Here is a 16,368-nt window from a genome sequence, read left to right on the forward strand (position 1 = left end):
ACGCCGTCACATGAGAAACCCGAGGGGTCACTGATACGAGGGAATAGTGCGGCGGTTGTACAGCACGGCAGGGCTGCTGTTTGTGAGCCTGTCGGCATGCATCTGCTGCTGATCGAGGACGACGACCGGGTGGCCGAGCCCCTGCTGGAGGGACTGGGCCGTTTCGGGTTCACCGTGGAGCACGCGCGAACCGGTGCCGACGGCCTGTCCGCCGCGGAGCCGGCGATGGTGCTCCTGGACCTGGGGCTCCCCGACATGGACGGCATCGACGTCTGCCGGGAGCTACGAGCCCGCTCCGCGGTCCCGATCATCATGATCACTGCGCGGGATTCCGAGGCCGACCGGGTGCTCGGTCTGGAACTGGGCGCGGACGACTACGTGTCGAAGCCGTTCGGGGTCCGGGAGCTGGTGGCGCGGATCCGGGCCGTGGCTCGACGCACCCGGGCCGTGCCCGGCGACGCGGGCGATCCGGTGACAGGAGCCTCCGGCGGCCGGGACCCGGCCGGTGAGTCCGGCGCCCAGCGGATCGGTCCCCTCAGCGTCGACCGCCGAACCCGTCAGGTCCGCGTGGGCCGGGTGCCGGTCGCCCTGGCTCCCAAGGAGTTCTCCCTGCTCCTCTGCCTCGCCGAGGATCCCGGCGCCGTCTTCTCCCGCCAGCAGATCCTCGACACGGTGTGGGAGCCGGACTATTTCGGCCCCACGAAGACCCTCGACGTGCACATCGCCGCCCTGCGCCGCAAACTGGGTGACCCCTCCTGGATCGAGAACATCCGCGGCATCGGGTTCCGTCTTGTTCCGCCCACAAGCCCCGACCCGGCCCCGGCCCCGGCCCCGGCCGCACCGGATCAGCCCCGCAGAGGCGTCCGATGACGCGCCGTCTGCTGCTCAGCTACCTCAGCCTCATGGGGCTCGTCCTGCTGGCCCTGGAAGTTCCCTTCGGCTTCGTCTACGCCCGCAACGAGCTGAACCGCTTCTCCCACACCGCCGAGCTGGGCGCGGTCACGCTCGCCTCCGTGTGCGAGGAGAAACTCGAACACGGGCGGGCGTCGGACCTGCCGGAATTCGCCCGCGACTACGCCCGGCGCACCGGCAGCAGTGTGGTCATCACCGACCGGGGCGGCACGGTCCTCACCGACTCCGCCGACGCCGTCGCCGTGGGCAGGAACCTCTCCTCCCAGCCGGACATCGCCACCGCCCTCCACGACCGTCCCGCCACCGGGATCCGCGACGACCTCGTCCCGGGCGTCAAGGTCCTGTTCGCGACCGTGCCGGGCGGGTCCGGCGACACTGTCCCCTGCGTCGTCCGGACCCTCTACCCGCTGACCCCGATCGCCAAGAAGGTGCATGCCACCTGGGTCGCACTCGGCATCGTCGGCCTGGGCGTGCTGGCAGTGGTCGCGCTGATCGGTTTCGCGCTCGCCCGCTGGATCACCCGCCCTCTGCGTGCTCTGGAACGCGCCACGACGCAACTTGCCGACGGCCGCCTGACCGACCCTCCGGCCACCGACCGCGGACCACCCGAACTACGCCGGGTGACGGCCGCGTTCACCCGCACGGCAACCCGGCTCCAGCACCTGCTCCACGCCCAGCAGGCCTTCGCGTCCGAGGCATCGCACCAGCTCAAGACTCCCCTGACCTCGCTGCGGCTGCGTCTGGAGAACTTCGAGCCCCACCTCGCCGCCTGCGCCCAGGACAGTCTCGGCGACGCGATCGACGAGGTCGCCCGCCTCAGCCGCATGGTTCAGGGGCTGCTCGCCCTTGCCCGGCTGGAGAACTCGGCGATCACCCCGGAGATCGTGGACCTCGACGCCGTCGTCGCCGACCGCGCGGCCACCTGGACTGCGTTCGCCGGCGATCAGCGCGTCGGCATCACGGTGGCCGGCGCGAAAGTCGGCCAGGTGTGGGCGGTCGCGGGCGCACTCGAACAGATCCTCGACAATCTGCTGTCCAACGCGCTGAGCGTCTCCCCGCCCGGCACCACGATCACCCTGGCGACCGCCACCGCAACGGCGGACGACGGCTGCACGGTCCACCTGCATGTGATCGACCAGGGCCCGGGCATGGCCGAAACCGACCGGCAACGGGCCTTCGACCGCTTCTGGCGTGCCGCCGACGCCCGCCATGACGGCACCGGCCTGGGCCTTTCCATGGTTCAGCGGCTCACCCAGGCCGGCGGTGGAGACGTCGTCCTGAACGCGGCGCCAGGTGGCGGCCTGGACGCCGTCGTCAAGCTGCGGCCCGTGCCGGCAGTCCGCGCCCGGACCCACTCGGCGGCCCATCGCAGGACCCCACCACTGCGCAACAACAGCGCGACAGGCAACCGGCCGATCACCGGGACCGTCTCGGGCGGAGACCCATGACTGCCGGTCATGCGGTCGAAGGGAGGCTCCCGCGGGGCACGCCGAGACCGAGCCGTCGACAACGAGGTCCGGCACGGCCCCTCGCCCCCCGCCCTTGCCGCCGCGACGGAAGGTGACCGCCTTACCGGACGGCGGAAGTGGCGGCCGGGATATGGGCGGAGGTGATCGTCATCGGCGTGCCGGTGACGGCGATGAGATAGCTCCCCGGCCCCTGGCCACCGGGCATCGCGCGGAACCCTCCCTCGGGTTCCACCCGGTACTCCGCGGTGGCGTGCGGGGCCAGCACGGCGGGACCCGAGGCGATCGTCCACCAGTTGGAGGCGCCCTGGCCGGTGCGGCTCGCGAAGTGCGGCTCGAGTGCCGTACCGGTGGTGTTGACGGCCCGGACGTCGATGGTGGTGACACCGACACGTGACCCGTGCCTGGCGAAGCGCGGCGCGAGGCTCATGCGCAGCGGCGGCGGGCTCGCGGCGGCGATCACGACGCACGCGAGAGCGGGAGCGAGCAGCGCGGCCGCGACGACGGCCTTGGCGCGGTGGCCGGTGAGGCGGGGCAGGCGTGGCTGCCAGGCGGTGGCGAACGCGGTGGCCGGGACCGTGGCGGCGGCCGCCAGCCACAGCGGGGTCATCATCAGGAAGTAGCCGTCCTGGGAACGCGTGGCCAGGTAGAACGCGATCCACGGCAGGACGGTGAGGGCCGGGCCCAGCCGCCGGACGAACAGCAGCGTGGCCGCGAGCAGGCCCAGCAGGAGCAGCTGGCTGCCGTAGGAGTAGTAGTCGAGGCGGCTGCTGCCGTCGGTGAAGTAGTAGGAGATACCCATCACGCCCTGACCGTGCAGGATCGCCTTCTGCTCCAGGGGCAGCAGGATTCCGTTCAGCCAGGCCGGGAAGTCCTGGACGGCGAAGTACGCGTTGGCCGCGGACCAGGTGAGGGCGGCGGTGGCCGTGTAGCGGGCGGTGACCGCCAGGGCGCGCCGGGGGCCGAGTTCGCCGCGCCGCACGGCGTACAGGCCGATCAGGAGGAACGGGGCGAGGAACCAGGCGAGTTGCTGGGCGGCGCAGGCGGCGCCCAGACAGGCCGCCCGCAGTACGCCCCCCGCGTCCAGGCGGCCGCCCTCGCCCGTGCTGGGCCAGCGGACCACGACGGGGACGAGCAGGGCGAGGGCCGTGATGGCCGGGTAGCCGGAGTAGGCGTAGTGGGGCAGGAGGCCGAAACCGAGGCAGACGGCCGTGGCCGCGGGCCGCCAGGGCGCCGGCAGCAGGAACCACAGCAGAACCGAGGAGGCCAGGAGCGCGACGGTGGGGACCAGGGTGGCGGCTGCCGTCGAGTGGAGGACGGCGTACACCGGTGCGGCGAGCAGGGCGGTCAGCGGCGGATAGCCGTACGTGTAGTCGGCGCCGCCGGACATGGTCTTGGTGATCCCGACGCCGTGCGTGGCGAACAACCAGGGCCACGGCCGGCCGTAGACCGGATGCCCGTGCAGGATCGCGCTCGCGGCCTGCGCGGTCAGCACGCCTTCGTCGCTGCCCGCGTGATCGAGCAGGTAGCCGCAGCTCACCAGGGCGACGGCGGTGACCAGCACGGCCACGTCGACCCTGATCAGCGCCCGGCGGCCGCGTACGAGGAGGCTGAGGACGGCGCAGACGAGGATCGAGGCGTAGCAGACGGAGATGACACCGGCGACCGGCGGGCTCGACGCCATCGCGGTCGTCCAGGCGGCGCGCGTGCCGATGAACAGGCTGATCGTGGCCACCAGGGTCATACCCCGGTGCCATTGCCGGGGCCCGGCGTCCGGGACACCGAGGGCCGACGCCCGGGCCGGGGGCGGTGCCGCCGGGTGCGTCGCGGTACGACGGCGGATCTCGACGCCCATTCCGCCACGATGGGTGTCAGCCAAGAACTGCCTCCTCTGTCTCACCCCCGCTGGGCGGCAACCACACGTGCCGAGCCGGAGGTTCGTCCGACCGCCCCGTGCACGGGATTCACGCATCCACCGTTCAGGGCAGGGACGAATGGACGCCCCTGTTCGATCATCTACAGTTCACCTGACGTCTACAAGGGTGTAGTCGGTAAGCGGTTTGCGTGAAATTGCCCAGCGCGGCGGTGCGGCAGCCCGTCCCACCCAGGTGGCGCCGCCCTCGTCGCTCACGTCGAATTCAAGGGCGGCGTCGTCCTGGATGAGCAGGGGTGCCGGACCGGTCAGGTCGGTGAAGACGGGGTCGGCATGCGGCGTGGTGGGATCCGTGCCGCGGAGATGGTCGCGGGCACGCCTGCGCAGGCCTTCGGGGGTCAGCGCGGCGGCCCGACGACGATCTGGCCGTACATGTCGGCGGCTTCGGCCATGAGGCCGTCGATGATCTCCATGGCCCGCACCTTGGGCGCGCCGGTCATCGTCCCCGCCGGAAACATCGCACGCACCGCCTCCCAGGTACCCAGGCCCTCGTCGAGACGTCCGGTGACAAAGGCGTACGAGGTCTCCGGTAAGTCGGTGTCCACCTCGAAGACCAGCTGTGCCAGGGGCAGCAGCCGCCAGACGGCGGCAGGGCCGGGTATGCACAGTCGTCGGGTTCCCGCTCCGGCGCCGTGCGGCGGCGACTCCTCGGGGAGCAGCCCTGCCTCCTCGGCGACCAGCGCCGGAACCGACGACGGCGGACCGTCCGATGACCTCCGATACGGAGCCCTGTTCAGTGCGGTGCTGCACGGGCAAAAGCCGTCGGTCATTGCCCAGTTCGGCGTCATGCAGAGGGTGTTCGCGTCCGCGTTTCGGCGATCCGCCTGCGCGCAAGGGCCTGCCTCCGCTCCCGTTCCTCCGGCCACGGCGCCATCGCTGCGGACGCTGCAGCTCCCTTGGCAGGACAGCCGGTTGTGGATTCAGGTACGCGTGACGTTGCCGACAGCGGTACGCAGGTCCTCTTCGCCGGTGAGCAGCGGGGGCAGGGGGGTTGCGCCGGCGGGGTCGAGCGCGTCGAAGAGCAGGGCGATGAAGCGGGCCCGCAACGAGGGTGCGGTTCCGGGGAGGGCCAGGCCGGCGACGGCCATGACGAGGAAGTGCGGGATGTCCTCGGCGGTGAGGTCGGGGCGGATTTCGCCGGCCTGCTGCCCGCGCACCAGGAGCGGGTGAAGCGAGGCGCTGAAGTGCTGGAGGACGTCCACCGCCACGTCGGCGAAGTTGCTGGCGAAGGTGACCAGGCCCCGCTCCTCGGTGATCAGGTCGAGCAGACGCGTGGCGATGTCCTGGAGCGCCTGGCGCGTGTCGGGAGCGTCGGCGGCGCCGTCGATCAGCGGAAGCAGGTCGGTTTCGAGGATGTCGTTCAGGACGGCCCGCACGACGGCTTCCCGGTTCGGGAAATGCCGGTAGAGCGTGGCGATGCCCACGCCGGCCTCGGCCGCGATCTGCTCCAGCGAGCCTTCGCCCCTGCCCAGCACCGTGCGTCCCGCGGCGGTGATGCGTTCCACGCTGGAGCGGGCGTCGACCCGGCGCCGGGGTGCGCGGTCGTTGGTGCTTGCCATGCGTGACTCTTCCCTGTCCTGCGATGAAGGCCGTCTCTCCGACGGCGATAGCATCCTATCGGAGTGATAGTTGACTATCACTTTGGTAGTACCCTCTCACTTCGTGACGCGGTCCGGGCTGCCGGACCGCCGGACAAAGGGGAGAGCTGTGTCCGTTCTGCTGTACCGGCTGGGAAGATTCGCCTACGGCAAACCGTGGTACGTCATCGGCGGCTGGCTGGCCGTGCTGGCGGCGGTCATAGCCCTGCTCGTGACCAACCCGGTCAAGCTCAGCAACGAGGTGCGCATCGACGGCACCCCGTCCCAGCAGGTCATCGACGATCTGGCCAGCTCCCTGCCGGAGGCGTCCGGCGGCCAGGGCATGCTGCTCTTCAAGGCCCCGGCCGGCGCCCGGATCGACGACGCGCGGGTCCGGTCCGCCCTGCTGGCGGCGGTGAACGCCGTCTACCGCCACGACCACGTCATCGACGCCAGGAAGGCCCTGGCCGCGGAGACCGCCAAGGGCCGGAACAGCCTCCTGCTGCGGGCCCAGGCTGCGGTGGCCCGGGCCTCCGGGGCGCCGTCCTCCGACAGGACACCCGTCCCCTTGCAGTCGGGAGGTCAGCCGGTGCCGGGCGTGATCGTCTCCGCCGACGGCTCGACGGCTCTGCTGCAGTTCCAGTTCGACCAGCAGACCTACGAGCTTCCCTCCGGCACGATCGACAGCACCATCAAGACCGCCGGGCAGCAGGCCGCACGCGGCGGCCTTCAGGTGCTGCCGTCGGCGTCGATGCTGGAGCTCCCCGAGATCGCCGGCGTCGGGGAGGTCGTCGGCGTCACCGTCGCGGCCCTCGTCCTGCTGGTCACCCTGGGGTCGGTCGTCGCGGCGGGCCTGCCCCTGGTCATCGCCCTGGTCGGCGTCACCGTGGGAGTGGGCGGCGCGTTCACCCTCTCCACCGTGTTCGAGATCCACTCGCTCGCCGCGGTGCTGGCCCTGATGCTGGGGCTGGCCGTGGGCATCGACTACGCCCTGTTCATCGTCAACCGTGAGCGGCGGCTGATCCTGGACGACGGGCTGGACGCCCACGAGGCGACCGGCCGTGCCGTCGGGACCGCCGGGAGCGCCGTGTTCTTCGCCGGCACCACCGTCGTCATCGCCCTCGCCGGGCTCCTGGTCGTCGGAATCACCCTGCTCAGCACCATGGCCCTCGTCGCGGCCGCCACGGTCGCCATCGCCGTGCTGCTCGCCCTGACCCTGCTGCCGGCGCTGCTGGGTCTGGTCAAGGAGCGGATCTGCCCCGCCCGGATCCGCCACAAGGCGCAGCGGCACCTGGCCGCCACCCACCGCGGACGGGCCACCCGCTGGGGATCGCGCCTGGTCCGGCACAAGTACGCCGCCCTCACGGCCGCGATCCTGATCCCCGCGGTACTGGCCGTGCCCGCCGCCGGCATGAAACTGGGCCTGCCCTCCGGTGCCAGCTACAACCCCGACACCGGGCAGCGCCGCAACTACGAGCTGACCAGCAGGGCTTACGGCCCCGGCTACAACGGTCCCCTCCTGATCGCCGTCAACTCCAGCGTGAACGGACGGTCCCTCACTCCCGAGACCCTCGCGGCGGTCACCTCCGGCCTGCGCGGTGTGAAGGGTGCGACCTCGGTCTCCCTGGCCGGGATGAGCAGGACCGGTACCACCGCCATCCTCAGCCTGGTGCCCGCCAGCGGTCCGAACGACGATGCCACCAAGGACCTCGTCACCGCTGTACGGGACAAAGGCGCGCGGATGAGCAGGGCTTACGGTGTCACGGTGGGCATCACCGGCTTCACCGCGCTCGCAATCGACGTCTCCGACCGGCTCGCCGATGTCCTGCCCCTCTATGTGACAACCGTCCTGGGGCTCTCCCTGATCATCCTGCTCCTGGTCTTCCGCTCCTTCATGATCCCCGTGACAGCCACTGTCGGCTTCCTGCTGACGATCGGCGCCGCCTTCGGCCTCACCACGGCCGTCTTCCAGTGGGGCTGGCTGCAGAACCTCATCGGACTCGACGCCACCGCACCGGTCGTGAGCCTGCTGCCCGTCATCATCACCGGCGTCCTCTACGGACTCGCGATGGACTACCAGATGTTCCTGGTGACCTCCATGCGCGAGGCACACGTCCACGGAGCCGACGCCCTCGACGCCACCGTCACCGGTTTCGCCCGCGCGAGCTCGGTCGTCGTGGCGGCGGCCACCATCATGGTGTCCGTCTTCGCCGGCTTCGTCTTCAACGCCCAGCCCATGATCAAACAGGCCGGCTTCGCCCTCGCCGCCGGCATCCTCATCGACGCCTTCGTCATCCGGATGACCCTCATCCCGGCCACCATGGCACTCGCGGGCGAGAAAGCCTGGTGGATCCCCGCCTGGCTGGACCGCCTGCTACCCGACCTGGACGTCGAGGGCGACAAGCTCGCCCAGCGGATCCCCCTGCCACGACCCGTGACTGCCCAGCCGGCCGCCCCGGCCCAGCAGACCGAGACCACCGGCTGATCGACGAGTTGGTGAGCCGGGCACGGGCCAAGGTCCTGCAACCGGGCTTCGAGGGCGGGCCGCTGCAGCAGCCCGCCCTCGAAGGCGAGATCAAAGACCACCTCAGTTCCTGCAACCCGGGCTATTCGTACGGGAATTCCGCTCAATATTCCATTCAAGTCCGGGTCCGGCCGCCTCCGCCCGTTCTCCCGCGTATCCGCTGAATCCGCTCGCCTCACCCGAGGGCGTCGAGTACGTCGAGAGCCCGGACGGCAGGCCACGCCGCCGCGTCAAGTCCCGGTCACCACGCGTACGCGAAACACTTTCGGAAACCTGCCCGTGACACACCGCTGCCGTGTCCCAATACTGTCCTCACATTTCCGTTCCGCCCGTTCCTGCCAGAGGAACCGCACAAAGGAACCGAGTTGAGACGTACTTTGATGCGAAAGGTGCTCGGGGCAGCAGCAGCCGCAGGCATCGGTATGGCATTCACCATCATGGCCGCGACGGGTGCGTCGGCATATCAGCCGAGCGTCGCGAACCTCTATTCGGCGACGAATTCTGCTGCCTGCAACAAGAGTCCCTGCGTGCTCTACCCGAAATCGGCCCAGTTGCCGAGCGGCCGGATCGTGGCGACGTTCGAGGACAGCGAGACCGCTCCGGTGGGGCAGACCCTGCCCGTCTACAAGAGCGACGACGACGGCACCACCTGGGCGAAGCTGGCCGACGTCAAGGCCCCCGCCTACCTGTCCGCCGACTCCGCGTACGCGAAGTACACGAGCAACTGGACGAACCCGTATCTCTACGTTCTCCCGCAGAGCGTGGGCAACCTGAGCGCCGGCACGCTGCTGCTCGCGAGCATCGTCTCGGGGGACGACTACTACTACGAGGAACAGAAGGCCGCGAACGCCGGCTGGACGCCGACCAGCGACGGCGACCGCAAGGACGTGGCGCTGGCCCTGTACTCCAGCACGGATGACGGGGCGACCTGGAGCTTCCAGAACGTCATCGCCGCCGGCGGCTGGCAGGGCGGCAGTGCGGGCAGCGTCGGCCGTACCTCGACCGCCAACACCTACAAGCAGGTGGACCCGGTCTGGGAGCCGCATCTGCTGGCCCACAACGGGCAGTTGATCGCCTACTACTCCGACGAGGACGACTACACCGGCTACGACACCAGCACCGGCGCCCCGACCCTCGACCCCGACAACGCCACGGCGACGGACTCCGGCGGCCAGGTCCTCATGCACCGGACCTGGGACGGCACCAGCAGCTCCGCCTGGAGCAGTCCCGTCGTCGACGTCCCCGGCTCGACGGTGGACATGGGCGGCGGCAAGACCGAGATCGGCGGCGGACGCCCCGGCATGACGACCGTCGCGCCGACCACCGACGGCAAGTGGATCATGACGTACGAGTACTGGGGCGGCGGAACGAACGTCCGGTACCGGATCGCCGACGACCCGACCAGGTTCTTCGCGGGCACGGACGCCGCGATCACCTCGCTGCCCGTGCCGTCGGGCGGCAACACCCTCGCCACGGGCGGCAGTCCGGTCCTCCTCCCGATGCCCGACGGGCGGATCGTCTACAACGCGGCGGGCAGCGGAAGCGTGTGGGTGAACGAGTCGGGCACGAGCACCGGCACCTGGAAGCAGTACCAGACGCCGATCGCCGCCGGGTACAGCCGCAACCTGCAGTACGTCGACGGCACCGGACGCGTGCTGATCCTCCAGGCGTCCTGGAGCGGCACCAGCGTCGGACCGGTGAAGTACGCCGAGGTCGACCTCGGCCGGTCCGACGGCGCCTACTACACCCTCGTCAACCGGCTGACCGGCCAGGCCCTCGCCCCCGCGTCCGGCAAGACGCAGGACGCCAACCTCACCGGCAACGTCGCCGACCTGGTCACGAGCGCCGTGAGCTCCTCGGACGCCACCCAGCGCTGGCACACCCAGGCCAAGGGCTCCGACATCACCCTGCTGAACAAGGCCGGCGGCCGCGCGGCCGCCATCTGGACCGGCAGCGCGACGGCCGGGCAGAAGCTGGCCCAGTGGGTCGACGACGACGCCACCGACAAACGCTGGACCCTGGTCGCCTCCTCCACCAGCGGCTACTACAAGCTCCGCTCGGTCCGGAACACCAGCCTCTACATGACGGGCGCGACCGCGGGCGGCTCCGTCACCCTGGCCGCGTCGACCGACGACGGCTCGCAGGACTGGCAGCTGGTCCAGGACCCGCTCCCCACGGACTCGACGTTCACACTGAAGGGCAGTTACTCCGGCCGCTGCCTCGACGTCCCGAACGGCCAGACCGGCGTCCAGGTGCAGATCTACGACTGCTCGGGCAACGCCAACCAGACCATCACCCAGACCGGCGCGGGCGAGCTGCGCATCTCCGGCAAGTGCCTGGCCGCGAACGGCGACGGCACCACCGCGGGCACCAAGCTGATCCTGTGGGCCTGCAACGGCAAGACCAGCCAGCAGTGGGCGTTCCGGGTGGACGGCACGATCGTCAACCGCTCCGACGGTCTGGTCATCGACGTGACCGGCTGGGGGACCGCCAACGGTTCGAAGGTCGAGCTGTGGACGGGCCTCGGTACCGCCACCCAGCAGTGGAGCAGAGTCCAGTAGCCGCACCAGCGGGCGCCGGAGTCTTGTCTGCCGGCGCCCGCTGCTGTTGCATGGCGCCAGGTTGCCGACGGGAGAACGAGGACAGTGACCGTTCAGGGCAAGGGGCAGCTGGACGCACAGTACGGCCTGCTGACGAGCATCGCCCAGGAGGCGGGGGTGTCGCTCAGCACCGTGTCCAAGGTCGTGCACCGGCGCCGTGACGTGGGCGCGAAGACCCGGTCCCGGGTCGAGGAACTGCTGGAGCAGCACGGGTACGTGCGCTCCTGGGACCGGGAGGCCACCGCGTCCCGGCAGATCATCGCCGTTTTCCGGGACCTGTCGGGCCCGTACACCCTGGAGGTCGTCCGCGGGATCGTGGACGCGGCCGGTGAGCTCGACGTAGACGTGGTGACCGGAACCACGAGCCGACGCTCCATCTCCCAGTGGCTGGAGGAGTGCGTGGCGCTCGGTGCGGCCGGGCTGATCATCGTGATCTCGATGCTGGCCGAGGACGACCAGCGGCGGATCGTCGAGCAGCGGCTGCCGGTGGTGCTGGTGGACCCGCTGAGCGCGCCGTCGGCCGACATCCCGAGCATCGGGGTCACCAACTGGAGCGGGGCCAGGGAGGCGGTCCAGCACCTCCTGGGCATCGGACACACCAGGATCGCCATGGTCGCGGGACGCTCGCACTCACTGGCCGGCGCGGCGCGGCTGCACGGCTACCGGGCGGCGCTGGAAGAGGCGGGCATCGGGTACGACCCGGCGATCGTGGGTTCGACCGACTTCGACTACGACGAGGCGCTCGCGGCAGGCCTCAGGATCCTGCGCGGTGAGCGGGCCCCGACGGCCGTCTTCGCGGCCAGCGACGCCCAGGCGCTCGGTGTGCTGGAGGCGGCCCGGCAACTGGGACTCCGGGTGCCGGACGACCTGGCGGTGATGTCCTTCGACGACACCCTGGTGGCGGCCATGGCGTCCCCGCCGCTGAGCGCGGTGCGCCAGCCGTTCGAGGAACTGGGGCGCGAGGCCACCCGCGTGCTGCTGTCGGTGGCGGAGGGCCGCCCGCCCGCCTCCCCACGCATCGAACTGGCCACGGAGCTGATCCTCCGGGCCTCCACCTCCGCCCCGCCCCGCGCATGAAAAGGCGGGCGGTCCCGTGAGGAGACCGCCCGCGCCGTGTGCGCCCTTCCTCAGCCCCGCTCGACCACCGCCGGCACTCCGTGCTGCCGTACGACGCTCGCGTCCCGCTGCTCACCGACGAGCTGGACGCCCACCTCGTTCGGGGTGTCCCCACTGGAGGACCCGGCCCAGAGCAGGATCTCGCCGGGCTCGACGACACGTCGGCCGTCCAGTCCGGTGAAGGCCAGACGGTCGGTGTGGACGTCGAAGCGAACGGTCGCCTCCTCCCCCGGCTCCAACGGCACCTTGGCGAAGGCCAGCAGCGCCCGGACCGGCCGGGTGACCTGGGCGAGGGGGTCGGTGAAGTACAGCTGGACGGTCTCGGCGCCGGGGACGGCTCCGGTGTTCCGCACCTGCACGGAGACCGTGAACTCGCCGTCCGTGGGCACCTGTTCACGATCGACCGCCAGCCCGTCGATCCCGAACGACGTGTACGACAGGCCGTGCCCGAAGGGGAACGCGGGGCTCGGGTCCAGGTTGGACAGCCAGCTCTGCCGGTCGCCCAGCGGCGGGTGCAGGTAGGTGTACGGCTGTCCGGCGGGCGAGTTGGGAATCTGCACCGGCAGCCTGCCGCTGAAGTTCGCGCGGCCGGAGAGGAGTTCGGCGACCGCTCGGCCCCCTTCCTCGCCCGGCAGGAAGACCTGCACCATGGCCGCCGTACCGGCCGCGAACCGCCCCACGGCATACGGACGCCCGCTGACGACGACGAGGACGACGGGCCTGCCCGTCGCGAGCACCGCCTCGACCAGCTCCTCCTGCACGCCCGGCAGCCGCAGGTCCTCGACGTCGCAGCCCTCTCCCGAGGTGCCGATGCCGAACATGCCGGGCTTGTCGCCGACGACCAGGACGGAGAGGTCGGCCGCGCGACTCGCCTCCACCGCGGCCGGAATGCCGCCCCGGTCCTCGTCCCGTATCGGGCACCCCGGCGCGAACAGCCATTCCACGCCCGGGAGTTCATCGCCCAGTGCGGCCCGCAGCGACACCGTCTCCACACCGTTGCCGAGGTCGTCGCGGTCGGAGAGGACGTGGTTGGGGAAGCTGTAGCAGCCGAACATCGTGCGGACGTCGTCGGCGCACGGGCCGATCAGCGCGATCCGGCCGGCGGCGGGCAGCGGGAGGCCCCCGTCGTTGTGCAGCAGCACGGCACCGGACCGGGCCACGGCGTACGCGAGTCGACGGTTCTCCGGCTTGTCCAGGTCCAGGACCTCCTCGCGCAGGGCGGGCGGCTCCGGGGCCCAGTCGGGGTCGAGGAGCCCGAGTGCGACCTTCTGCCGAAGCACCCGCCGCACGGCCCGGTCGACGTCGGCCTCGTCGGCCTCTCCCCTTCGTACGGCATCAACCAGCGCCGCGCCGAAGCCGCGCTGGTCCGGGAGTTCGACGTCCAGGCCCGCGCGCAGGGCCATCGCCCCGGCGCCCGGCAGATCGGCGGCCACCCGGTGTGCGCTCACCAGGAACGGCAGCGACCAGTAGTCGGAGACGACGGTGCCCTGGAATTCCCACTGGTCGCGCAGTACACCGGTCAGCAGCCGACGGCTCGCGGCGGGGGCCTCGCCGTCGATCTCGGCGTACGAGTTCATCACCGAGCCCACTCCGGCGGCGACGATCCGCTCGAAGGGCGGCAGGATGACGTCGGTGAGTTCCCGGTGGCCGATGCCGACCGGGGCGTGGTTGCGACCGCCCATGGAGGAGGAGTAGCCAGCGAAGTGCTTGAGGGTGGCGTACACCCCGGCGCCCTGCAGGCCCAGGACGTACGCCTCGCCCATCTCCCCCACCAGGTAAGGGTCTTCGCCGTACGTCTCCTCGCAGCGCCCCCAGCGGTAGTCGCGGATGACGTCGACGACCGGGGCGAGACCCTGGTGGACGCCGGCCGCGGCCATGTCGGCGCCGATGGCCGCGCCGACCCGGCGGATCAGGGCGGGGTCGAAGGTGGCCGCCATGGCCAGGGAGGTGGGGTAGATGGTGGCGCCGTAGGCGGTGAAGCCGGTGAGGCACTCGTCGTGGGCCATCGCCGGGATGGCGAAGCGGCTCTGTGCCATGATCTGCCGCTGGCGTGCGGCCAGCAGGCGGGCGTGTTCCAGGGCGGGTCGGGGGACGGTGCCGTAGGGGCGGGTGAGCTGGCCGAGGCCGTGCCGGGCGGTCTCGTCGAGGTCGCCGACGCGCCCGAACAGGCTGGTTCCGGGGGCGACTTCGGGGCCGGCCGGTTCGACGTCCTCCCAGACGCTGCTGAGCTGGGCGATCTTCTCCTCCAGGGTGAGCCTCGCCAGCAGCGCCTCGACGCGTTCGTCGACCGGGCGGGCGGGGTCGGCCCAGGGGCGGCCGTCGTCCGCCGGGGAGAGATCGGCGTGGTCCGGCGTGGTGGTCGTCATGCACGACTCCTCGTGGGGGTTGTCACTTGGGCATGCCGAGGGCGGCCGGCGACCCTGTCGTCCCGGCCGACTCCCTCTGGGCGTTGGCTACTTGGAGAATCCGGCCGTCAGTCCGGCGACCAGCTGACGCCTGGCGAGGACGAACACGACCAGCATGGGAAGGGTGGAGAGGACGACCGCCGCCATGGTCGCGGGCACGTTGATGCCGAACTGCCCCTTGTAGAGGGTCAGGGCGAGCGGCAGGACGGCCTTGTCGCCGCTCTGGGTCAGGATGAGAGGGAAGAGGAAGCCGTTCCAGACCTGGAGGCCGTCGTACACCGCGACCGTCACCAGCGCGGGCCGGGCCAGCGGCGCGGCGAGCGAGAACAGCATCCGCCAGTCGCCGGCGCCGTCCACGACCATCGCCTCGAACAGCGAACGCGGCACGTCCCGCAGGAAGCTGACCAGGATCATCACGGTGACCGGCAGTGCGAACGCCGCCGAGGGCAGCACGATCGCGAGCAGGCTGTCGTACATGTGCATGCGGATGATCAGCAGGTACACCGGGATGATCACCGCCTGGAGCGGGATCGCCAGGCCCAGGAGGTAGAGGCGGAAGGACAGCCGGGACCAGGGGTTGGTGTAGCGGACGATGGAGAAGGCCGCCATCAGCGCGACCACCACGGTGATCGCGACCGCCGCCGCTGTGACCACCACGCTGTTGAGCAGGTAGGTGCTGAACCCGCCGTCGAGGACGGTCCGGTAGTTGTCCAGGGTCGGGTGGGCGGGAGGTGCCAGCGGGCTCGCGGTCGTGAAGTCGGTACTGCCGCGCAGACTGGTCACGACCAGCCAGTAGACGGGTACGACGACGAGCGCGGTCCACACGAGCGTGGCACCGCCGGTGACGGTGCGGCGCACGGTGGTGACGGCGGTGAGGGTGCGGCGCGGGGCCGTGACGGCAGTGGCGGTGCGACGCGGGGTGACGGCGGTGCTCACAGGCCCTCCTGCTGGCTGTCCATCCGGGTGAAGCCGGACAGGCGGGTGGTGAGCAGCGACAGCGCGAGACCGAAGACCACCAGGAGGGTGGCGAGTGCGCTGGCCCGGCCCATGTCGTGGGCCTGGAAGCCCGTGATGTACATGGCCAGCGGCAGCACGCGGGTCGCGGTGCCGGGGCCGCCGGTGCCTCCGGAGAGGACGAAGATCAGGTCGAAGTAGGTCAGCGAGCCCACCAGCATCAGCGTGCTCGACGTGACGAAGGTGTACTTCAGCTGCGGGAGGGTGATGCGGAGGAAGCGGGTCACGGGTCCGGCGCCGTCGATCGCGGCGGCCTCGTAGAGGGAGACCGGGATCTGCCGTATACCGGCCTGGTAGAGCAGCGCGTGGAACGGCGTGAACTGCCAGGCGATCACGAAGATGACCGTGTAGAGGGCGAGATCGGGCGAGCCCAGCAGGGGCTGGGCCAGCCAGTGCAGGCCGGGCGTGGCGCCGATGCCGAACGACGGGTCGAGCAGCGCCTGCCAGGTCAGGCCGATCGCCACGGCGGACAGCAGCAGGGGCAGGAACCAGAGCACGGCGAACAGCGCGCGCAGCCGTCCCCGGGGAGCCTGGAAGACGCCGAGGGCCAGGGCCAGCGGGGTCTGCACCAGCCAGCTCACCACCATCACCTTGAGGGTGAGCCACAGTGCCTGCCAGGTGGCGCCGTCGCCGAGGACTCCGGTCCAGTTGGCGAGGCCGGCCCAGCCGACGGAACCCAGGCCGTCCCAGCGGGAGAGGCTGAGCACCAGCACGCCGACCAGCGGCACCAGGGCGAACAGACCGAACAGGAGCAGGGCGGGCGCGGCCATCAGCAGGCCGCCGAAACGGCGCCGTCGACGGCCGCCACGGGCCGTGCCCGG

General features: G+C 71.0%; 11 protein-coding genes. 5 read left to right on the plus strand and 6 right to left on the minus strand.

Annotated features, from left to right (window positions below; genetic code table 11):
- Nucleotides 1-96: 96 nt before the first annotated feature.
- Together ACFWPS_RS32925 and ACFWPS_RS32930 are read left to right on the plus strand one after the other, a co-directional pair.
- Nucleotides 97-870: a response regulator transcription factor gene (locus ACFWPS_RS32925; RefSeq protein ID WP_383711697.1), complete on the plus strand. Its 774-nt coding sequence runs from the start codon at nt 97-99 to the stop codon at nt 868-870.
- Complete coding sequence (locus ACFWPS_RS32930) at nt 867-2,360, plus strand: sensor histidine kinase (protein WP_383711700.1); 1,494 nt, start codon at nt 867-869, stop codon at nt 2,358-2,360. Before ACFWPS_RS32925 ends, ACFWPS_RS32930 begins: the two co-directional genes overlap by 4 nt.
- A gap of 121 nt (nt 2,361-2,481) precedes the next feature.
- Here ACFWPS_RS32930 and ACFWPS_RS32935 read toward each other — a convergent pair whose 3' ends face one another.
- From ACFWPS_RS32935 to ACFWPS_RS32945, 3 genes are all read right to left on the minus strand, one after another.
- The gene (locus ACFWPS_RS32935; RefSeq protein ID WP_383711751.1) at nt 2,482-4,233 is read right to left on the minus strand and encodes a hypothetical protein; all 1,752 of its coding nucleotides are present in this window, start codon (nt 4,231-4,233) and stop codon (nt 2,482-2,484) included.
- A gap of 416 nt (nt 4,234-4,649) precedes the next feature.
- The gene (locus ACFWPS_RS32940; RefSeq protein WP_383711703.1) at nt 4,650-5,081 is read right to left on the minus strand and encodes a chorismate-binding protein; all 432 of its coding nucleotides are present in this window, start codon (nt 5,079-5,081) and stop codon (nt 4,650-4,652) included.
- 150 nt (nt 5,082-5,231) lie between these two features.
- Entirely contained in the window at nt 5,232-5,870 is a 639-nt protein-coding gene (locus tag ACFWPS_RS32945) for a TetR/AcrR family transcriptional regulator (RefSeq protein WP_383711705.1), read from the minus strand.
- 148 nt (nt 5,871-6,018) lie between these two features.
- On the opposite strand from ACFWPS_RS32945, the gene ACFWPS_RS32950 reads away from it, so the two are divergent.
- From ACFWPS_RS32950 to ACFWPS_RS32960, 3 genes are all read left to right on the plus strand, one after another.
- Nucleotides 6,019-8,373 (plus strand): MMPL family transporter, encoded by a 2,355-nt coding sequence (locus ACFWPS_RS32950; protein ID WP_383711707.1) that lies wholly within the window; start codon nt 6,019-6,021, stop codon nt 8,371-8,373.
- A 419-nt stretch (nt 8,374-8,792) separates the two neighbouring features.
- Nucleotides 8,793-10,973, plus strand: coding sequence for an RICIN domain-containing protein (locus ACFWPS_RS32955; RefSeq protein ID WP_383711754.1), 2,181 nt, complete (start codon nt 8,793-8,795; stop codon nt 10,971-10,973).
- 84 nt (nt 10,974-11,057) lie between these two features.
- The gene (locus tag ACFWPS_RS32960; RefSeq protein ID WP_383711709.1) at nt 11,058-12,089 is read left to right on the plus strand and encodes a LacI family DNA-binding transcriptional regulator; all 1,032 of its coding nucleotides are present in this window, start codon (nt 11,058-11,060) and stop codon (nt 12,087-12,089) included.
- Between the two features lie 50 nt (nt 12,090-12,139).
- Here the strand turns inward: ACFWPS_RS32960 and ACFWPS_RS32965 are convergent, their stop codons facing one another.
- The 3 genes from ACFWPS_RS32965 to ACFWPS_RS32975 all read right to left on the minus strand — a co-directional run bounded on the left by ACFWPS_RS32965 (nt 12,140) and on the right by ACFWPS_RS32975 (nt 16,317).
- On the minus strand, nt 12,140-14,494 hold the full coding sequence (locus ACFWPS_RS32965) for a glycoside hydrolase family 3 N-terminal domain-containing protein (RefSeq protein WP_383711711.1): 2,355 nt from the start codon (nt 14,492-14,494) through the stop codon (nt 12,140-12,142).
- Between the two features lie 87 nt (nt 14,495-14,581).
- A complete protein-coding gene (locus tag ACFWPS_RS32970) occupies nt 14,582-15,469 on the minus strand; it encodes a carbohydrate ABC transporter permease (RefSeq protein WP_383711714.1) in 888 nt (295 codons plus the stop codon).
- The gene (locus ACFWPS_RS32975; protein ID WP_383711756.1) at nt 15,466-16,317 is read right to left on the minus strand and encodes a carbohydrate ABC transporter permease; all 852 of its coding nucleotides are present in this window, start codon (nt 16,315-16,317) and stop codon (nt 15,466-15,468) included. Before ACFWPS_RS32975 ends, ACFWPS_RS32970 begins: the two co-directional genes overlap by 4 nt.
- Nucleotides 16,318-16,368: the final 51 nt, after the last annotated feature.

Source organism: Streptomyces sp. NPDC058457 (assembly GCF_042720695.1).
GTDB lineage: Bacteria > Actinomycetota > Actinomycetes > Streptomycetales > Streptomycetaceae > Streptomyces.